The sequence below is a fragment of the Sphingopyxis sp. genome (assembly GCF_035944815.1).
Classification (GTDB): domain Bacteria; phylum Pseudomonadota; class Alphaproteobacteria; order Sphingomonadales; family Sphingomonadaceae; genus Sphingopyxis.
Genome location: NZ_DASZAU010000010.1, coordinates 294,251 through 314,326, shown reverse-complemented (window position 1 = coordinate 314,326; position 20,076 = coordinate 294,251). Strand labels below are relative to the sequence as shown.

Annotated in this window: 14 protein-coding genes; 10 read left to right on the top strand and 4 right to left on the bottom strand. The window is 66.6% G+C overall.

Features of this window, described 5'->3' with window-relative positions:
- From VGU00_RS16400 to VGU00_RS16360, 9 genes are all read left to right on the top strand, one after another.
- On the top strand, positions 1 to 5,074 hold a 5,074-nt coding region (locus VGU00_RS16400), incomplete at its 5' end, for a tandem-95 repeat protein (protein ID WP_327470404.1).
- Positions 5,075 to 5,138: 64 nt separating this feature from the next.
- Positions 5,139 to 6,632, top strand: coding sequence for a TolC family protein (locus tag VGU00_RS16395; protein WP_327470402.1), 1,494 nt, complete (start codon positions 5,139 to 5,141; stop codon positions 6,630 to 6,632).
- A gap of 11 nt (positions 6,633 to 6,643) precedes the next feature.
- Positions 6,644 to 7,573: an efflux RND transporter periplasmic adaptor subunit gene (locus VGU00_RS16390; RefSeq protein WP_327470400.1), complete on the top strand. Its 930-nt coding sequence runs from the start codon at positions 6,644 to 6,646 to the stop codon at positions 7,571 to 7,573.
- Entirely contained in the window at positions 7,557 to 8,927 is a 1,371-nt protein-coding gene (locus tag VGU00_RS16385) for an efflux RND transporter periplasmic adaptor subunit (protein ID WP_327470398.1), read from the top strand. Before VGU00_RS16390 ends, VGU00_RS16385 begins: the two co-directional genes overlap by 17 nt.
- The gene (locus VGU00_RS16380) at positions 8,924 to 11,059 is read left to right on the top strand and encodes an HlyD family efflux transporter periplasmic adaptor subunit (RefSeq protein ID WP_327470396.1); all 2,136 of its coding nucleotides are present in this window, start codon (positions 8,924 to 8,926) and stop codon (positions 11,057 to 11,059) included. The genes VGU00_RS16385 and VGU00_RS16380 overlap by 4 nt, the downstream gene beginning before the upstream one ends.
- An 80-nt stretch (positions 11,060 to 11,139) precedes the next feature.
- On the top strand, positions 11,140 to 11,784 hold the full coding sequence (locus VGU00_RS16375) for a PepSY-associated TM helix domain-containing protein (protein WP_327470394.1): 645 nt from the start codon (positions 11,140 to 11,142) through the stop codon (positions 11,782 to 11,784).
- Positions 11,785 to 11,796: 12 nt separating this feature from the next.
- Positions 11,797 to 12,327 carry a DUF2271 domain-containing protein gene (locus VGU00_RS16370; RefSeq protein WP_327470392.1) on the top strand — a complete coding sequence of 177 codons (531 nt, stop codon included), beginning with the start codon at positions 11,797 to 11,799 and terminating at the stop codon, positions 12,325 to 12,327.
- Between the two features lie 19 nt (positions 12,328 to 12,346).
- On the top strand, positions 12,347 to 13,189 hold the full coding sequence (locus VGU00_RS16365; RefSeq protein ID WP_327470390.1) for a DUF4198 domain-containing protein: 843 nt from the start codon (positions 12,347 to 12,349) through the stop codon (positions 13,187 to 13,189).
- Positions 13,190 to 13,215: 26 nt separating this feature from the next.
- Complete coding sequence (locus VGU00_RS16360; RefSeq protein WP_327470388.1) at positions 13,216 to 14,148, top strand: FAD:protein FMN transferase; 933 nt, start codon at positions 13,216 to 13,218, stop codon at positions 14,146 to 14,148.
- 116 nt (positions 14,149 to 14,264) lie between these two features.
- On the opposite strand, the gene VGU00_RS16355 is transcribed toward VGU00_RS16360, so the two are convergent.
- From VGU00_RS16355 to VGU00_RS16340, 4 genes are all read right to left on the bottom strand, one after another.
- The gene (locus VGU00_RS16355; protein WP_327470386.1) at positions 14,265 to 14,948 is read right to left on the bottom strand and encodes a Fe2+-dependent dioxygenase; all 684 of its coding nucleotides are present in this window, start codon (positions 14,946 to 14,948) and stop codon (positions 14,265 to 14,267) included.
- Between the two features lie 59 nt (positions 14,949 to 15,007).
- Entirely contained in the window at positions 15,008 to 17,389 is a 2,382-nt protein-coding gene (locus VGU00_RS16350) for a TonB-dependent receptor (RefSeq protein WP_327470383.1), read from the bottom strand.
- 121 nt (positions 17,390 to 17,510) lie between these two features.
- Entirely contained in the window at positions 17,511 to 18,233 is a 723-nt protein-coding gene (locus VGU00_RS16345; RefSeq protein ID WP_327470381.1) for a TonB family protein, read from the bottom strand.
- Positions 18,234 to 18,275: 42 nt separating this feature from the next.
- Positions 18,276 to 19,145 (bottom strand): alpha/beta hydrolase, encoded by an 870-nt coding sequence (locus tag VGU00_RS16340; RefSeq protein WP_327470379.1) that lies wholly within the window; start codon positions 19,143 to 19,145, stop codon positions 18,276 to 18,278.
- Positions 19,146 to 19,251: 106 nt separating this feature from the next.
- Here VGU00_RS16340 and VGU00_RS16335 point away from each other — a divergent pair, with 106 nt between their 5' ends.
- Entirely contained in the window at positions 19,252 to 20,043 is a 792-nt protein-coding gene (locus VGU00_RS16335; RefSeq protein WP_327470377.1) for an SDR family oxidoreductase, read from the top strand.
- The last annotated feature ends 33 nt before the right edge of the window (positions 20,044 to 20,076 follow it).

Here is a 20,076-nt window from a genome sequence, read left to right as displayed (position 1 = left end):
CACCGACGTCGATGGCGACGCGCTGACCTATGCGGTCACGACCGCGCCGGCGAACGGCAGTGTCACGGTCAACCCCGACGGCAGCTATACCTACACGCCGAACGCCAACTTCAACGGCGCCGACAGCTTCACCGTGACGGTGAGCGATGGCAATGGCGGCACGGTGCTGGTGACGATCCCGGTGACGGTCACCCCGGTGAATGACGTACCGGTCGCTTCGGCGCCGCCGGTTTCGACCCCGGAAGATACGCCGGTGAGCGGTCAGGTCACGGCCTCGGATGCCGATGGCGATCCGCTGACCTACGCCGTCACGACGGCGCCCGCGAACGGCACGGTCACACTCAACCCCGACGGCAGCTATACCTACACGCCGAACGCCGACTTCACGGGCAACGACAGCTTCACCGTGACGGTGAGCGACGGCAATGGTGGCACCGTGCTGGTCACCGTGCCGGTCAGCGTCGGTGCGGTGAACGACGCGCCGGTCGCGTCCGCGCCGCCCGCGACGACGCCGGAAGACACACCGGTCGGCGGACAGATCTCGGCGTCGGATGCCGACGGCGACCCGCTGACCTATGCGGTCACGACCGCGCCGACGCACGGCAGCGTGACGGTCAACCCCGACGGCAGCTACACCTATACGCCGGATGCCAATTTCAACGGCGCCGACAGCTTCACCGTGACGGTGAGCGACGGCAACGGCGGCACGGTGCTGGTGACGGTCCCGGTCACGGTCACGCCGGTCAACGATCTCCCCGTCGCATCGGCACCGCCCGTCTCGACGCTCGAAGACACGCCGGTCAGCGGCCAGATCGCCGCATCGGACCTCGACGGCGATATGCTTGGCTATGCGGTCACGACCGCGCCGACTAACGGCAGCGTGACGGTCAACCCCGACGGCAGCTATACTTACACGCCGAACGCGAATTTCAACGGTGCCGACAGCTTCACCGTGACGGTCAGCGACGGCAATGGCGGTACGGCGGTGGTGACGATCCCCGTCACCGTGACGACGGCGAACGATGCCCCGGTCGCCTCGGCCCCGCCAGCGACGACGCCCGAAGATACGCCGGTCAGCGGCCAGATCACCGCGTCGGACCCCGACGGCGATCCGCTGGCCTATGCCGTCACCATCGCGCCGACGCATGGCAGCGTGACGGTCAATCCCGACGGCAGCTACAGCTACACGCCCGACGCCAATTTCACCGGTGCCGACAGCTTCACCGTGACGGTGAGCGACGGCAACGGCGGCACGGTGCTGGTCACGATCCCGGTCACCGTCACGCCGGTGAACGACGCGCCCACCGCGTCGGCGCTGTCGATCACGACGGGCAGGGATGTACCGGTTTCCAGCCAGATCGTCGCCGCGGATGTCGATCGCGACCCGCTGACCTATGCCGTCACAACACCGCCAGCCAACGGAACGATCGTCATCAATCCGGACGGCAGCTACACCTATACGCCCGGCGCCGGTTTCACCGGAAACGACAGCTTCACAGTCACGGTGAGCGACGGCAACGGCGGCACCGCGCAGGTGACGATCCCCGTCACCGTTATAGCGGTGAACGACGCGCCGGTCGCGACCGCGCCGCCGGTGTCGACGGCGGAAGATGTCCCGGTCAGCGGCCAGATCGCCGCATCGGACCCCAACGGCGACCCGCTGACCTATGCGGTGACGACGCCGCCCGCGAACGGCGTCGTGACGGTCAATCCCGACGGCAGCTATACCTACACCCCGAACGCCGATTTCAATGGCAGCGACAGCTTCATCGTGACCGTCAGCGACGGCAATGGCGGGACGGTGCAGGTTGCCATCCCGGTGACGGTCAACCCCGCCAACGACGCGCCGGTCGCGTCGGCGCCACCCGTTTCGACGGCCGAAGATACGCCGGTGAGCGGCCAGATCGCCGCATCGGATCTCGATGGCGACGCGCTCGGCTATACGGTGACGACGGCGCCGGCGAACGGCGTTGTCACGATCAATCCCGACGGCAGCTACACCTACACGCCGAACGCGAACTTCACCGGCGGCGACAGCTTCACCGTGACGGTGAGCGACGGCAACGGCGGCACCGTGCTGGTGTCGATCCCGGTGACGGTGATCCCGGTCAACGACGCGCCGGTCGCCGCGGCGCCGCCCGCGACCACGGCCGAAGACACGCCGGTGAACGGTCAGATCGCCGCATCGGACGCCGACGGCGATCCGTTGGCCTATGCCGTATCCATCGCGCCGACCCACGGCGTCGTGACGATCAATCCCGACGGCAGCTACACCTATACGCCCGATGCCGGCTTCAACGGTGCCGACAGTTTCACCGTGACGGTGAGCGATGGCAACGGCGGCACGGTGCTGGTGACGATCCCCGTGACGGTGACCCCGGTCAACGACGTCCCGGTCGCCTCCGCGCCGCCCGCGACGACCGCCGAAGACACGCCGGTGAACGGCCAGATCACCGCGTCCGATGCCGACGGCGATCCGCTGACTTACGCGGTGACGACGCCGCCGGCGAACGGCGTTGTCACGGTCAACCCCGACGGCAGCTACACCTACACGCCGAACGCCAACTTCAACGGGCCGGACAGTTTCACCGTGACGGTCAGCGACGGCAACGGCGGTACGGCTCTGGTGACGATCCCGGTGACGGTGACCCCGGTGAACGACGCGCCGGTCGCTTCGGCCCCGCCAGCGACGACGCCCGAAGATACGCCGGTGAGCGGCCAGATCGCCGCGTCGGACCCCGATGGCGACCCGCTGGCCTACGCCGTCACCACCGCGCCGACCCACGGCAGCGTTACGGTCAACCCTGACGGCAGCTACACCTACACGCCGAACGCGGGCTTTAACGGTGCGGACAGCTTCACGGTCGCGGTGAGCGACGGCAATGGCGGTACCACGCTCGTCGTCATCCCCGTCACCGTCACCGCGGTCAACGACGTCCCCGTCGCCTCGGCCCCGCCCGCAACGACTGCCGAGGATACGCCCGTCGGCGGCCAGATCACCGCGTCCGACGCCGACGGCGATCCGCTGACCTATGCCGTGACGACGCCGCCCACGAACGGCATTGTCACGATCAATCCCGACGGCAGTTACACCTACACGCCGAACGCCAACTTCAACGGCGCCGACAGTTTCACCGTGACGGTCAGCGACGGCAATGGCGGTACGGCGCTCGTCACCATCCCGGTGACCGTCACGCCGGTGAACGACGCGCCGGTCGCTTCGGCCCCGCCGGCGACAACGCCCGAGGACACGCCAGTGAGCGGGCAGGTTGCGGCCTCCGACGCCGATGGCGACCCGCTGACCTATGCGGTCACCACCGCGCCGACGCATGGCAGCGTGATGCTGAATCCCGACGGCAGTTACACCTATACCCCCGACGCGAATTTCAACGGTGCCGACAGCTTCACCGTGACGGTGAACGACGGCAATGGCGGTACCACGCTCGTCGTCGTCCCCGTCACCGTCACGCCGGTCAACGACGTCCCCGCCGCCTCGGCACCGCCCGCGACGACCGCCGAGGATACGCCGGTGAATGGCCAAGTCACCGCGTCGGACGCCGACGGCGATCCGCTGACCTACGCCGTCACGACGCCGCCCGTGAATGGCGTCGTCACGGTCAATCCCGACGGCAGTTACACCTACACACCGAACGCGAACTTCAACGGCGCCGACAGCTTCACCGTCACCGTGAGCGACGGCAACGGCGGCACTGTGCTGGTGACGATCCCGGTCACCGTCACGCCCGTCAACGACGCGCCGGTTGCGTCGGCGCCGCCGGCGTCGACGACCGCCGATCGGCCGGTTGGGGGGCAGGTCACCGCCACCGACGTCGATGGCGACCCGCTGACCTATGCGGTCACGACGGCACCGACGCACGGCAGTGTCACGCTGAACCCCGACGGCAGCTATGTCTTCACGCCGGAACCGGGCTTTGTAGGAAGCGACAGCTTCGCCGTCACGGTCAGCGACGGCAATGGCGGCACGGTTGTCGTCGTCATTCCGGTGACGGTGCTTCCGGCGAACGTCGCACCGATCGACGGCGACGAAAATGTCACCGCGCCGCAGGATGCGCCGGTGACCGTCCCCGTGCTGGCCAACGCCAGCGATGCCGATGGCGATCCGCTGACGGTGATTGCCGCGAGCGCGTCGGTCGGCAGCGTGACGATCAATCCCGACGGCACGATCACCTTCCTGCCGCCCGCGGGCTTCACCGGAACGGCTACGATCAGCTATACCGTGTCCGACGGCCGCGGCGGCGAAACCGTGTCGCAACTCGTCGTGACGGTGGTCAATGCCGGGGTCGACATGAATGCGCTGCTCGACGGGGGCGATCCCTTCGGCGATGAGGTCGAACCGCTGCGCCCCGCCGAACCCGGTGAGTATCGCGCGCCGCTGGTCGTCCTCGATGCCGTCAATGGCGTGCGTTCGCTGGGCGGCACGCCGATCTTCGGTTCGGCGCCGCCGCTGCTGACCGCGGTCAACGACATCGACCCGCTCAACGGTACGCGGTCGCTCACCGACGTGTCGCATCCGATCAACGCCGTCGTCCATTATCTCGACCGGTTCGCGCCGTTCCGGTCCGACGTCGACCGCCTGTTCGAAAACCGCTTCGACGCGACCGACATCCAGCGGCCCGAAGGCTTTTCGGTGCGCACCGTCGGCAGCGCCGATCACCAGTTGGTGATGGAATCGATCGTTCGCGGCCATGTGATCTATCTCGAGCTGCGCGACGAAGGGGAGGCCGATACGCCCCCGATCGTCGAATATCAGCTGCGGACGCGCGACGGCAGGCCGCTTCCCGACTGGATCCGCTTCGACGCGCGCGGGCTCGCGATCATCGAACGCCCGGCCGACGCCGACGAACTGCGCCTCATCGCGATCGGCATCCGCGCCGACGGAAGCCGTATCGAGGTGCCGGTGCTCATCCAGGGCGCGACGGGCGAGATCCAGCTCGATGCCCCCGTCGCTCGGCGCGAGGTCGGCGCCGCGGCGCCGCTGGGTGCGGTCATGGCGAGTGCCGGCGCGTCGAGTTCGTCCGAAACGGCCCTGCTTCTGGGGGCATTCGACGGTTAGATGGAACAGACTTCAGTCCCGTTCGTGTTGAGTACTTCGTTGGTAGTTTGAGGTGGGAGCAACGATGAATAGCAAATTTCTCCTTGGCGGAATGTCCACAGCGGTCTTGCTGGCCGGATGCACCGTCACGCCGAAACCGCTGACGCCGAGCGAAATCGCCACCACGGCCGAACGCAATATCCAGGCGGTCGATGCCGATCAGGAACCCGTCGGTGGGCCGATCGACCTCTATGAGGCGATGGCGCGCGCGCTCAAATATAACCTCGATTACAAGGTCGAGATGGCACAGGAAGCGCTCAAGGGGCGCGAACTGGACTCGGCGCGCTTCGACATGCTGCCGCAACTCGTCGCGAGTTCGGGCTATGCCGGACGCAGCAATTATTCGGGCGCCAGCTCGCTCTCGCTTCTGTCGGGGCGCCAGTCGCTCGAACCGTCGACTTCGTCGGAAAAGAATGTCTTCACGGCCGACCTCGGGCTCAGCTGGGACGTGCTCGATTTCGGCCTGTCCTATGTTCGTGCGCAGCAAAAGGCCGACGAGGTGCTGATTTCGATGGAGGCGCGGCGCAAGGTCGCCAACCGCATCATCGAGGACGTCCGGACATCCTATTGGCGCGCGGTCAGCGCCGAACGGCTGCTCAAGAAGCTCGGCGAACTCGAAACGTCGGTAACGACGACGCTCGGCAATTCGGAACGGCTGGCCGAACGCCGGCTGTCAGCGCCGCTCACCGCGCTCACCTACCAGCGCGAACTGGTCGACATCCAGATCCAGATCCGCCAGCTCCAGCGCGAACTCGTGATCGCGAAGGCGCAGCTCGCCGCGCTCATGAACCTGAAACCGGGGACGGAATTCACGCTCGTCCTCCCCGACCGCGCGCAAAAGCTGCCGGAAATGCGGCTCAGCGGCGAAGACATGATGATGACCGCGCTGCGCAACCGCTCCGAACTGCGCGAGGTGACCTATCGTCAGCGGATGACCGAGAAGGAGCTCGACGCCGTGCTCCTCCGCGCGCTGCCGAACCTCAAGGCGGTCGTGGGGCTCAACTATGATTCGAACGATTTCCTTTACAACAACGACTGGCTGAACGTCGGGGCGCGGGCGAGCTGGAACGTGCTCAACCTGTTCAAGCTGCCGGCACAGAAAAAGGCGGTGAAGGCGCAGCAGGAACTGCTCGAACAGCGGGAGCTTGCCCTGACCATGGCGGTGATCACGCAGGTCAATGTGTCGCGCGCGCGCTTCGGCCACCTGTCGCAGGAACTGCAGTCCGCCGACCATCAGTACCGGGTGCAGGACAAGATCATGTACCAGATCCGGTCGGGGCATAAGGCGGGCGCGATCAGCCAGCAGACGCTGCTGCGCGAGGAGATGAACACCCTCGTCAGCGAAGTGAAATACGACATCGCCTATGCGGCGGCGCAGAACGCCTACGCCAATCTTTTCGGCTCGATGGGGATCGACGACTTCGGCCCCGATGTCAGCGGGAAGGAGGATGTCGCGACACTCTCGGCATCGCTCAAGCGGCTGTGGCAGGACCGTGAAACGGCGCTCAGGCTAGATTGACGGGTAAAGGCATGAACAACGACAACGAACAGCCCGAAACGAACGAAGGCGGGAAACGCTGGGTCTATATCGCGGGCGGACTGGGAATCCTCGCGGCTGTCCTGTTCGCCGTTTCGCAAAGCGGCGCGCTCGACCGGTCGGTGCAATGGTCCGACGACCGCGGGTCGGTCCAGCCGGCGGCCGAACGTGTCGCGGCGACGCCCAAGCCGGTCGCGAAGCAAGCCGACCCGGTGGGCGAGGCACGCGGCATCGTCAAGGCCAAGCAGGAGGCGACGATCGCCTCGCGCATCACCGCGCGGATCACGTCGATGCCCTATGGCGAAGGCAAATCCTTCGGCAAGGGCGCCTTGCTTGCGAGCTTCGACTGCTCGCAGACGCGGGCGCAGCTCAACGCGGCGAACGCCGCGGCCGCCGCCTATCGCAAGACATACGAAACGAACGCCGAACTCGATCAATATGAGGCGGTGGGCAAGAATGAGGTCGCGGTTTCGCAGGCCAATCTCAACAAGGCTGTCGCCGAAGCCGCCGCGGTGTCGGCGCAGCTCAGCGATTGCGCGGTCTACGCGCCCTTCGCGGGAACGGTGGTCGAAGAGATTGCGCATGCGCGCGAAGTCGCCGCCAGCGGCCAGCCGCTGCTCAAGATCCAGAGCGGCGGGAATCTCGAGATCGAGCTGATCGTCCCGAGCCGCTGGCTGACCTGGCTCAAGCCAGGGACGCCCTTCCGTTTCACGATCGACGAGACCGGCCAGGAAGCGGGCGGCGTCGTCACGCGTTTCGGCGCGGCGGTCGATGCCGTCAGCAAGACGATCCGCGTCACCGCCGACATCACCGAACAGTCGGGCCTCGTCCTGCCGGGGATGAGCGGGTCGGCGCGGTTCCCCGAAGCGACGGCTGCCGCCCCGGCGGCGCCCGCCAAGGCCGCGAATGACAAGCAGTCCTGAACCCCGGCCAACGCCCCAGATCCATCGCGCGATCCCGCCCGATCAGGGAAGCCTTGCCGCCTTGCTGCAGTTCGAAGCCGAATTGCGCCGCTGGCCCACGGTTGCCGAACTGGTCTATCATATCGCCAACGAAACGCGGCGGATCATCGCATATGACCAGATGTTCGTCCTGCGCCATGCGCGGATAGGCGAGGGGTTTCAGGTTATCGCGGCGTCGAGCCTCGCGACCGTCGATCGCAACGCGCCGCTGATCCGTGCGGTCGAGCAGACGGTGGCGGCGCTGGGGGCGGGCACGTCGATCGACCAGCCGCGCGATTTCGATGCCCATGCCGTCCACGCCGATCCGGCGATCGTCGACTATCCGTTCACGGCGTGGCGGTGGCAACCTTTGCTCGATGCGAAGGGCACGGCATTCGGGGGCCTGATCGTGGCGCGCGCCGAACCGATGCGCGAGGGCGAGATCGTCCGGCTGGAGCGTATCGGCGAGACGGCGGGCCATGCATGGCGGGCGCTGGCGGGCGGCGTTCCGGTCCGGCGGATCAGGAAATTCGGCAAACGCGAGCGCCGCGGACTCGCCGTCCTGCTTGCCGGCATCGCGCTTTTCCCGGTGCAGATGACCGCGCTCGCCCCCGTCGAAGTGGTTTCCGCGCGCCCCTTCGTCGTCGCCGCGCCCTTTTCGGGCGTGATCGAACGGATCGAGGTCGCGCCCAACGCGGCGGTCAAGGCCGGACAGCCCGTGCTCACGCTGGACGATACCAAGGTCCGCAACGAGCTCGAACAGGCGGCCGAGAAGCTCGAAGTCGCGCGCGCGCGCGTCGAGCGCTCGACGAGCGCCGCGTTCGAGCCCGGCGACGAAACGCGCGACATCACGATCATGCGCGCCGAACTCGAGGTGGCGGAGGCCGATTACGCCTATGCGCGCGACCTGCTGGCGCGGTCGCATATCGTCGCGCCGCGGGCAGGGGTCGCACTCTACAGCGATCGTCGCGACTGGGAAGGCCGCGCGGTCAATGTCGGCGATCCCGTCCTCCAGATCGTCGACCCGAAGGAGGTCGAGCTGCGCATCGACCTGCCGACCAAGGAGCAGATGGAACTCGCGCCCGGCAATCAGGTGCGCGTCTGGCTCGACGCGCAGCCGCTGTGGGCGATCGACGCGCGGCTGCAAAATGTCAGCTACCAGTCGCGCCAGACGGCGAACGGCGTCCTCGCCTTCACCGTCACGGCAAAACCGCTGGGCAAGACGCCGCGGATCGGATCGCGCGGGACCGCCAAGGTGTACGGCCGCTGGGCCCCGCTCGGCTACGCGCTGCTCAGGCGCCCGATCGCGAGCCTGCGCCAGTATCTCGGCCTGTGACCGCGGCGGCGGCGCCCGCGTCGGTCAGCATCCCGCCGCTCCGGCAGGAACTGCGCATCGAACCCGGCGCGCCGCTGGTCACCGGCGCGCCGAGCTGGACGCTTTTCGACCCGATCAAGCACGCCTTCTTCCAATTGGGGCGCATCGAATTCACGATATTCTCCGCCTGGGCGAACGGGGCGCTCGACGGCATTCGCGACCGGCTGGCGGCCGATGGCCTCGACCCCGAGGAAGCCGGCGAGGCGGTCGGGCGCGTCGTCGAATTCTCGCTCGCGAACAACCTCACCATCGCGCCGATGCGCGACACCGTCGCCACCTTCACCACTGCGCGCGCCGCGCAGCGCAAGGCGTGGTGGAAGTGGATGGTCGACAATTACCTCTTCTTCCGCATCCCGCTCGTCCGCCCCGCGGCCTTTCTCGAACGCACGCTGCCGCGCGTCGCGCCGCTGTGGTCGCCGCTCGTGCTATGGGGTTTCGCGCTGCTCGCCGCCACCGGGCTCATCCTCGTGTCGCGCCAGTGGGACGCTTTCATGGCGTCCTTCCTCTATTTCTTCAGCTGGGAAGGGTTGATCGCCTACGGCATCGGCCTGTCGGTGGTGAAGGTCATCCACGAGCTTGGCCATGCCTATACCGCGACGCGCTTCGGATGCCGGGTGCCGACGATGGGGGTCAGCTTCCTCGTCATGATGCCCGTCCTCTACACCGACACGACCGCGGCCTGGCGGCTGACCTCGCGCCGGCAGCGTCTCGCGATCGATTGCGCGGGGGTCGGCGCCGAACTGATGCTCGCGAGCATCGCGACGATGCTCTGGGTTGTGTTGCCCGAGGGCAGCCTGCGCAGCGTCGCCTTCGTCACCGCGACGAGCAGCTGGGTGCTGAGCCTCGCGATCAACCTCAACCCGTTCATGCGCTTCGACGGCTATTATATCCTCTCGGACATGCTCGGCGTACCCAACCTCCAGCCGCGCGCCTTCGCGCTCGGGCGCTGGCGGCTGCGCGAGCTATTGTTCGCGCTCGGCGAGCCGGTGCCCGAAACCATGCCGACCCAGCTGCGCCGCACCCTCATCCTCTACGCCTGGGGGACATGGCTCTACCGGCTCGTGCTGTTCATCGGCATCGCGCTGCTCGTCTATCACATGTTCTTCAAGCTGCTCGGCATCATCCTGTTCATCGTCGAGATGGGGGTGTTCGTGCTGCGCCCGATCCTCGCCGAGCTCAAGGAATGGAAGCAGCGTCGCGGCACGATCCTCGGCTCCCGGCGCGGGCGGATCCTGCTCGGCGGCGGGGGCTTCCTCCTGCTGCTCGCCGCGCTGCCGCTCGATCGCCACGTCACCGCGCCGGGCGTGCTGACGCCGATCGGCGCTGCCCCGATCGTCGCCGGCGATCCGGCGCGCGTCGAGCGGGTGCTCGTCCGCAACGGCGACCGCGTGAAGGCGGGCGCGGTGCTGGTCGAACTCAGCGCCCCCGACCTCGTCAGCGCGGCCGCAGAAAGCAAGGTACGGATCGCGCAGCTTCAGGCGCAGCTCGACCGCGGCGGCGCCGATGAAAAGGATCTCTCCGATCGCGCCGTGATCGAGCGCCAGCTCGCCACCGAACGCACCGCGCTGCAGGGCTTCGAACGCCGTCAGGCGCGCCTGCAGCTCCGCGCGCCCTTCGCCGGCGTGGTCGCCGACCTTGGCAGCGAGATCCATCCCGGCCGCTGGCTCGGCGGCGCCGAAACCGTCGCGCGCATCGTCACACCCGACAGCTACGACGTGCAGGCCTTCATCGCCGAGGACGATATCGGCCGCGTCGCCGATGGCGCGCTTGCACGCTTCATCCCGAACGATCCGCTCATGGGCTCGCGCCCCGCCAAGCTGGTCGAACGATCCGCAAGCGCGGTCCAGTGGATGGACCAGCCGATCCTCGCCTCGACGCAGGGCGGCCCGATCGCGGTAGACGAGGATCCGTCGAAGGCGCTGAAGCCGCACGAGGCGCTCTACCGCATCCGGCTGCTCGCCGCGCGCGGCGCCGGCCCGATGCAGCCGGTTGCGGGTAAGGTGCGGATCGATGCCGAAGGGCAAAGCCTCGCCGGCCGCTTCCTCGGCTATGTCGCGCGTATCCTCCGGTCGGAGGCGTCGCTGACGGGGTAGGGCGAAATTGCCCGATTGATATTGTAATTGCGAATCGTTCTCGATAATGCCGCTGCATCGCAATTGACTCAAAGCCCCCGATGCACGCACCGACACCCTCGCGCCCGGCGACAAAAAAGAGCCGGAAAGCCTTTTGGCTGAAACAGCTGCACATGTGGCACTGGATGAGCTCGGCCGTCAGCCTGATCGGCCTGCTGCTGTTCGCGATCACCGGTTTCACGCTCAACCATGCCGCCGATATCGAGGGATCGCCCGTCGTCACGCAAGGGTCGGCACAGATGCCGCCCGCAATGCTGGCGCGGCTGAAGGCAGCAGTGCCCGACGCCGAAAAGGCGCCGTTGCCGCCCGCCGTGGCGAAGTGGGTCGAGGCGAGCTTTCCCGTCAAGGCGTCCGCCGAGGCCGAGTGGTCCGCCGACGAAGTCTATCTGCCCGCGCCGCGCCCCGGCGGCGACGCATGGGTCGCGATCGACCTTGCGACGGGCGAAGCGTCGAGCGAGATCACCAGCCGCGGCTGGATTTCCTATCTCAACGATCTTCACAAGGGCCGCAATTCGGGCGGCGAGTGGAGCCTGTTCATCGACATCTTCTCCTTCGCCTGCCTCGTTTTCGCGATCACGGGCCTGTTCCTCCTCCAGCTTCACTCGGCCAAGCGCAAGAGCACCTGGCCGCTCGTCGGGCTGGGGCTCGCCATTCCCGCCGCGATCGCGGTCATCTTCATTCATTAGGGAGTCCAGTCCATGCAGCTTTCCACCCCGGCACGCATCCTTGGCGGTACGATCGGCCTCGGCGCGGTGCTCGGCGCGCCAGCCTTTGCCGCCAACCCCGGCACGATGGATGTCACGATCAACATTCCGCGGCTGAAGGTCGCCGAATATCACAAGCCCTATGTCGCGATCTGGGTCGAAAAGGCCGGTGCGCCGGCAAAGACCGTCGCCGTCTGGTACGATTATGACATGAAGGCGAACGAGGGCACGAAGTGGCTTCGCGACGTCCGCCAGTGGTGGCGCGCCGCGGGCCGTTCGATGACCTTCCCCGCGAACGGCATCACCGGTGCGACGCGTGCGCCCGGCGCGCACAAGATCTCCTTCACCCGCGCGCAGCTCGGCGCCGCGGCCCCCGGCCAGTACACGCTGGTGATCGAGGCAGCGCGCGAAGTCGGCGGCCGCGAACTGCTGCGCATCCCCTTCACCTGGCCGGCAAAGGCCGGGGCAGGCGGGCGAGCCGCCGGGACGACTGAACTGGGCGCCGTTTCGGTCGCCTTCCGCTAAAAGCTGAAAGGACAGGGATATGAAGAAGCGAATTTGGGGTTTCGCCGCGACCGCCGCACTGGCCGCGCTGGTTGCCGTTCCGGCGTCGGCGCACCGTCAGTGGATGATGCCCTCGTCGACCGTCCTGTCGGGCGACGATGTCTGGGTCACTGTCGATGCCGCGGTATCGAACGATCTATTCTATTTCGAACATCAGCCGCTCCGCCTCGACGCGATGAAGGCATGGGCGCCCGACGGCAGCGAAGCGGCGATCGAGAACAAGGCGACGGGGCGTTATCGCAGCACGTTCGACGTCCATCTGACGCAAAAGGGCACCTGGCGCATCGCCTCGGTCGTCGACGGCGTGATGGGCAGCTATGATCTGAACGGCAAGACCGAACGCCTGCCGCGCGGTACGACGACCGCGAACCTCGCCGAGCGTATTCCCGCCGGCGCGACCAATGTGAAGACCGCCGAATTGAACAACCGCAACGAGATTTTCGTCACCGTCGGCGAACCGACGACGACGTTGTTCAAGCCGACGGGCAAGGGGATCGAGCTGGTTCCGGTGACGCATCCGAACGACCTGATCGCGGGTGAAGCGGCGACGTTCCAGTTCCTGCTCGATGGCAAACCCGCGGCAGGCCTGCCGGTCACGGTGATCCCGGGCGGCATCCGCTATCGCGACCAGCTCGGCCAGATGGACCTCAAGACCGGCGCCGACGGCAAGGTCGAGGTCAACTGGACCGAGCCCGGCCTGTACTGGCTGAACGTGACGACGCCGCAGACCGAACGCGAAGAGGGCGCCCCCGAGCCCGCGACGCCGCCGGCGCCGCAGCGCCGCGCGAGCTATGTCACGACGCTGGAAGTGCTGGCGCCCTGACCGACCGCATCCTCATCCCTCGCGCGTTGACGCCCGCGGCATTCGCGGCGCGCGACGCGGCGGCGGCCATCGAAAGCTTTGCCGGCGAGACGATGGGGACCAATTGGTCGCTGCAGGCGGTGTCCCCGCCTGCGGCGACCATTCACGGGGTCGAGGCCGCGTTCGACCTTGTCGTCGCGCAGATGAGCCAGTGGGAAAGCGGATCGGACCTGTCGCGTTTCAACCGCGCCCGGCCCGGCGCCTGGCACGATGTGCCCGGCGAATTCGCGCATGTCGTCGCGGCAGCGCTCGAGATCGCGCGCGCCAGCGACGGCGCGTTCGATCCGGCGATGGGCCGGCTGACCGATGCATGGGGTTTCGGCCCCTCGGGTCCCGTCGATCATATACCCGCCAACGTGGATGTCGCGGCCGACCGCGCGATCGAATATGATGCGGCGACACAGCGCCTGCGGCGCGGCGAGGGGGGCGCGCTCGACCTGTCGGGCATCGCCAAGGGCTATGGCGTCGATCTTGCCGCCGAATGGCTGCGCGATATCGGCGTGCGGCATTTCCTGATCGAGGTGGGCGGCGAATTGCGCGGCGAAGGCTTGCGTCCCGACGGCCAGCCATGGTGGGTCGATGTCGAAATGCCGCCCGCCTCGTCGATCCCGCCCTGGCGCATCGCGCTGCACGATTTGTCGGTCGCGACGTCGGGCAGCTACCGGCGCGGCTTCGACGTGGGCGGGACACGCTATTCGCACAGTTTCGATCCCCGGACCGGACGCCCGATCGTCAACGGCGTGACGTCGGTCACCGTGCTGCACCGTCAATGCATGATGGCCGACGGCTGGGCGACCGCGCTCACCGTGCTGGGGCCGCAGGCGGCGCTTGCGCTGGCTGATGCGCAGGGTCTCGCCGCCTGTATCGTCGCGGGCGACCGCGAACATATATCGCGCGCCTGGCGCGCCATGCTCGATTAGGGCGCGAGGCCGACTTCCTTCGTCATCCCGGACTTGATCCGGGATCCATCATTCCGGCGCCGGCGCGAATGGACCCCGGATCAGGTCCGGGGTGACGCGTTCATCTATATTCCGGCTCAGCTATCGGCCCAGAGCCGCAGCAAATTGTGATATACGCCCGTCAGGCGCACGACCGTTGCGTCGCCCTGGCCGAGAGTAGCGGCGGCACCCTGTACCCCCATGTCGAGATCGAACAGCAGGTTGCGCTGCGCCTGATCGCGCACCATCGACTGGACCCACATGAAGCTCGCGACGCGCGAGCCCGCGGTCACCGGTTCGACGCGGTGGACCGTGCTCGACGGGTAAAGCACCATGTGTCCGGCGGGCAGTTTCAGCCCCGGAGGTTCGGTCATGCCTTCGATGACCAGCCCGCCGCCTTCGTAACTGTCGGGATCGGTAAGGAAGAGCGTGGCCGACAGGTCGCTGCGGATCCGGAAATCGGTGCCGCGGCGCATCCGGATCGCATTGTCGATATGATCGCCGAAATTCTCGCCGCCGGCATAGCGGTTGAAAAAGGGCGGGTAGATTTTGAGCGGCAACGCGGCGGCGATGAAGAACGGCGAGCGGCCAAGCGCGTCGAGGATGATGCGCCCTGCTTCTGCCGCCGCTTCGCCGAATTCGGGCAGTTGCTGGTTGCGCTTGGCAAGCGCCGCCTGTGGGCCCGATGTCTCGTTGCCGTCGATCCAGTCGGCGGCATCGAGAATGGCGCGGAGCCTTGCGATGCCATCGGCGTCGAGCACGTCGGGGATGATGCGGATCATGCTACCGCTTCTAGGCGGAAAGGGGCGGGGACGGCAATCGCCGCGCCCGCCCCGATCGATCAGAAGTTATAGAAGAGGCTGAACACGGCCGAGCGCGATTCACCGGGGGTTGCCCAGCCGCCCGTCACCGCGCCCGTGGTGGCGTTCACATTGTTGCGGACGCCGGTGTAATAATCTTCGTCGGTGAAGTTGCTGACGTTCAGCTGCGCCACCAGCCCGTTCTTGAAGTCGTACGATACGAAGGCGCGATGGATCAGGTAATCGTCGACCGACAGCGGGGTGCGCTGCGCCAGATTGCGCTGGTGCGTCGTGAATTTGCCCTGATAGGACAGGCCGTAACCGACCTGCAGGCCGAACGGGAAGACATAGGTGGTGAACAGGCTGCCCGAATGCCGGGGCGTCTGGAACAGGCGGTCGCCGCGCTGCGGATCGGGAATGGCCGCGCTGTTGCCGCAGCCCGTGCTGCCGGGGTTGGCAAGGCAGAAGTCGGAAACGCTCTGCTTCACCTTGCCGTCGAGGTAGGTGTAGTTCGCGAAGATCGCCCATTCGGGGGTGACATTGCCGCTGGCGCCGAGCGCGATGCCGTCGACCCGCGAGCGTCCGTCGAGGATCTGGAGCGAAGAGGGCTGCGCCGGATCGTTCGAGGGCACGCGATAATTGGTGCGCTCGTTGCGGAAGACGGCTGCGGTCAGCAGCAGCTTCTTGTCCATCAATTCGGCCTTGGCGCCGAATTCGATGTTGCGGGCCTTTTCGGGCGCGGTTGCGCACGGGTCGGCCGCGGTAGGGCTGGTCGGCAGGCCGCAGCCGGCGCGGACGCTCGCCGAGGTCGGCGTCTTGGCATTGCCATAGGCGGCATAGAGGCTGACATTCTCGACCGGGTGGAACACCGCGCCAACGCGATAGGAGAAGAGATTCTCGTCGCTGACCTGGTCGATGCCGCGCGTATAGACCGCACCCGCCGCCGGGGTCGTCACGGTGTCGGCGCGGAAGACCGTGCGCGCATTTTCGTAACGGACGCCGCCGTTGATCTCGAACATCGGCGAGATTTCGACCGTGTCGAACGCATAGATCGCCCAGTTGCGCGTGTCGCCATAGCTGTTGCCGGTGCGAATATAATTGATCGGGCCGGTCCACACCGTGTTCGGATTCGACAGGCTGATCGGCGGCAAGGTCGGGTTGGGGAGCGCGCCGCCGGGATTGCGCAGCAGCTGCGCATTCTCGATCGAATAATCTTCCTGGCTGTATGATGCGCCGATGACCAGCGTGTTGAAGAAGCCGCCCTTGGCGCCGCTGGTGATCGTCAGGTCGGTCTGGTTGTGGATCAGGTCGTTGACCTGATCGCGGACGAGGCCACGCGGACCGCTCGGGTAATAAAAGCCGGGGTTCTGTCCGGGCAGGCAGGGAATGCCGACGGTGGTTGTGGCGTCCGGACCGATCGGCTGGCGTCCGTTCGCGAGGCAGAAAGTGCCCTGCGGTGCGCTCGTCTGGCTATATTGGTGGACGCGCTGCCAGCGGGTCAGGTTGCGGATCGAGACATTGTCGCTGAACGCGTGGCGGAAGGTCGCCGTCAGGCGGTCGACCTTGGTTTCCTGCTTGTCGAGGTTGACGATGCCGAAATAGTCGCTGTCGTCGATACCCGGAACCGGGCCGTCGTTGGCGGCGCCGAGGATGTAGGGAACACCATAGATCGGCGTATTGTCGTCGTCCTGGTGGATATAGGCGAGCGTCAGGCTGGTGTCGCTGTCGACGCCGATCGTGATCGACGGCGCGACGCCCCAGCGCTGATACGATTCGACGTCGCGGCCGGGCACGTCATTCTCGTGATACATGGCGTTCAGGCGAACCGCGACCAGGTCGCTGACGCGCCAGTTGCTGTCGACCGCCGCGCGGTAATAATTGTCGGTGCCGACCGCTGCCTGCACCGTCGTCGCGTTGCGCGCGAAGGGGATCTTGCTGACGAGGTTGATCGTGCCGCCGACGCTGCCCGATCCGTTGAAGACCGAGTTGGCGCCGTTATAGACTTCGATCTGCTGCAGGTTGAACGGGTCGGTACGGCTGTACTGCGCGCTGTCGCGGACGCCGTCGACGGTCAGGTCGTTGTTCGCCGAATAGCCGCGCAGGTTGATCGAGTCGCCATAACCGCCGCCGCCCTCGCCGGCGCCGAAGGTGATGCCGGGAATCGTCGACAGCGCATCGCGCAGCGTCAGCAGATTCTGCTGGCGGATCTGCTCCTGCGACACGACCGTGATCGTCTGCGGCGTATCGACGATGGGCGCCGTCGATTTGGGCGATTCCACTTCGGTTGCAAGCGTGCCCGAAACGACGATGTCGGACCGGCTGCCGGGCGCGTCCTGCGCGGCGTCGGCGGCAAAGGCCGGCGCGCTGATCAGGCCGCCCACGCAGGAGAGCGCGAGGAACGAGGCAGATGTCGATGGCTTCACGGTAAACCCCCTGTTTTATGTTCGGTTCGGGGCGCCGCTATTGAGAGTCGATTGCAATGTCAACCTTAATGAGAATCATTCGCGACATTGTCGCATATGCGCAACGATCGACAAATTGCGCCTACCGCCCTTCAAGCCACCAACTCTGCCGCCAGCCATATTGGCTAGCGACATTCTCGCCCGCGGCGTTGGTCGCGGGCCTGAACCGAAAGCGTTCCTCGATCAGGCGGCACGTCGTGGCGTCGAGCGAGGCGTCGCCGCTCGACCGGGTCACGCGGCATCCGCTCACGCGTCCGGTCGGCTGGATCGTGAAGCGCACCTCGACCTCGCCGCCGATCCGCGCGCGGCTCGCCTCTTTCGGATAGTCGCGGTTCCGGATCGCGCCGCTGATCCACACGGCCTTGCTCGTTCCGCCGGTGCCGTTCCCCGTGCCACCGGCCCCCGTGCCATCGCCCCGGCCGCCGGCGCCCGATCCCGGTCCGGCTCGGTCCGCGGCGCCCGCCGATGCGTCGTTGCCGGCACCGGGGTGGGGCGCGGCACTGACGGGCGGCACGATCGGCGGCAATTCAGTTTTCGGGGCGACGACCGCGGCGGCCTTGGCATGCTTGTTCGCCGCCGACGCCTTGCCGCTTGGCTTGTCCGCATTGACCTCTTGCGGGGCAGTCTTTTCTATTGGCGGTTCGGGCGCGCGAATGGCGATGGCCGTGATCGCCTCGCTCGCCCGGCGAACGACGGCAAGGTCGAGCCCGCTCGCAAGCCCGGCGCCGACCGCGACAGCGATCAGCAGCGCGCCTGCGCCCGCGAGCCCGTGCTGTTCCCTCGACAATTGCCCGCTATACGCCATCACGCTTCCCTGGGGGCATTTCGATGCCCGGAAGCGGCCGGTTTACAGGAATTCGTCTAGCGTGGACATGAACCGGTCGAACTGGTCGTGATGCAGCCAGTGGCCGGCATTTTCGAACTCGATTACGCTGGCCGTATTGAAATGCTGCAGTCGCCCGTCGCGTTCGGGGTTCGAGGCCCTGCTGTTCGCGCCGTAAAGCAGCAGGGTCGGGCAGGCGATCGCCCCCCACAGCGCGGCGATGTCGTCCTGCGGCATATCGAAGGCGGGCCAGACGTTGAGATAATTGTCGAACTTCCAGCTCCAGCTGCCATCCTCGTTCCGGCTGATGCCATGGATGGTCAGATGGCGTGCCTGCGCTTCGGTCAGATAGCTGTTCTCGCCCATCATCCGCGCCAGCGCGTCGTCGAGCGTCGCATAGCGACGCGGCGTGCGGCCGGCTGCCTGGCGCTTGTCGTCGATCCATTTGCGAAAGCGCTCGCCATATCCGGTCTTCGCGCGCTCGGCGATAACCTTCGGTGAGGGGCCGAGGCCCTCGATCGCGACCAGCTTGCTGACATTCTCCGGATAGAGGCCGGTATAGCGCAGCGCGACATTGCCGCCCATCGAGTGGGCGACGATCGAGAGCGGACCGAGGTCGAGCTGGTGGATCAATTGCGCGAGATCGTAGACAAAGGCGTCCATGGCGTAATTGCCGTCGGGTGACCACGCGCTGTCGCCATGGCCACGCAGGTCGGGGGCAATAATATGATAGCGATCTCGCAGCTTTTCGGCGACCCAGTCCCAGTTGCGGCAATGGTCGCGCCCGCCATGGACAAGCAACAGCGGCGGTGCATCGGGATTGCCCCAGTCGACATAATGAAGCTTCAGCCGCTGCGAGATGAAGCTGTTCGAGGTAGGACCGGCACTTGCCATCGGATCATCCTTGCTGTCTGTTCCAGTTTCAAAAGGCGACTGGTTTCGATCCGTCAACCCCGCATCGGTGCCATCGGCTGTCGAAGACGAAGCAAGGGAGAATAGCATGACGACATTCCGCGATAATCTGCTGGCCGGAAAGACCGCTTTCGTCGCTGGCGGCACAAGCGGCATCAACCTTGGCATTGCCAAGCGTTTCGCCGAACTGGGTGCGAAGGTCGCGGTGGCGGGACGCGATCCGGACAAGGCGGCCCGCGCCGCGGCGGATATCGGAAAAGGTGCGCTGGGCCTGTCGGGCGATGTTCGCGATTACGCCGCAATCCGCGGAGTGATGGAACGGGTGGCAGGCGAACTGGGGCCGATGGACATTGTCATTTCGGGTGCGGCGGGGAATTTCCTCGCGCCCGTGCTAGGCATGTCGGCGAATGCGTTTCGCACCGTCGTCGATATCGACCTTAACGGCACCTTCAACGTGTTTCGCGGCTGTCACGACCTGCTCAACCGTCCCGGCGCGTCGCTGATTGCGATCACTGCGGGGCAGGCGGTCAATGCTTCGGCGCTGCAGGCGCACGCCTGCGCGGCGAAGGCGGGGATCAATCAGCTGATTCGTGTGCTCGCGCTCGAATGGGGCCCGGAGGTGCGCGTAAACGGCATCTCGCCGGGCCCGATTGCCGACACCGAGGGGATGAAGCGGCTCGCGCCCGATGCCGAGACGCGCCAGTCGCACTATGACCGGATCGCGATGAAGCGCTGGGGCAAGATCGAGGAGGTTGCCGAATCGGCGGTGTTCCTCTGTTCGCCCGCCGCTGGTTATATTACCGGCACGATCCTCGACTGCGACGGTGGCAGCCAGATCGGCGATGCGTCGCGCGGCGACCTCGCCAAAGGAATGGCCTGAAAGCAAAAACGCCGCCAACCCATCGGGTGGCGG

Excerpts from the sequence above, each read along its gene's own strand:
- VGU00_RS16340 (WP_327470379.1), bottom strand. The coding sequence starts at position 19,145 with ATGGCAAGTGCCGGTCCTACCTCGAACAGCTTCATCTCGCAGCGGCTG.
- VGU00_RS16365 (WP_327470390.1), top strand. The coding sequence starts at position 12,347 with ATGAAGAAGCGAATTTGGGGTTTCGCCGCGACCGCCGCACTGGCCGCG.
- VGU00_RS16390 (WP_327470400.1), top strand. The coding sequence starts at position 6,644 with ATGAACAACGACAACGAACAGCCCGAAACGAACGAAGGCGGGAAACGC.
- VGU00_RS16385 (WP_327470398.1), top strand. The coding sequence starts at position 7,557 with ATGACAAGCAGTCCTGAACCCCGGCCAACGCCCCAGATCCATCGCGCG.
- VGU00_RS16395 (WP_327470402.1), top strand. The coding sequence starts at position 5,139 with ATGAATAGCAAATTTCTCCTTGGCGGAATGTCCACAGCGGTCTTGCTG.
- VGU00_RS16355 (WP_327470386.1), bottom strand. The coding sequence starts at position 14,948 with ATGATCCGCATCATCCCCGACGTGCTCGACGCCGATGGCATCGCAAGG.
- VGU00_RS16345 (WP_327470381.1), bottom strand. The coding sequence starts at position 18,233 with ATGGCGTATAGCGGGCAATTGTCGAGGGAACAGCACGGGCTCGCGGGC.
- VGU00_RS16375 (WP_327470394.1), top strand. The coding sequence starts at position 11,140 with ATGCACGCACCGACACCCTCGCGCCCGGCGACAAAAAAGAGCCGGAAA.
- VGU00_RS16335 (WP_327470377.1), top strand. The coding sequence starts at position 19,252 with ATGACGACATTCCGCGATAATCTGCTGGCCGGAAAGACCGCTTTCGTC.
- VGU00_RS16370 (WP_327470392.1), top strand. The coding sequence starts at position 11,797 with ATGCAGCTTTCCACCCCGGCACGCATCCTTGGCGGTACGATCGGCCTC.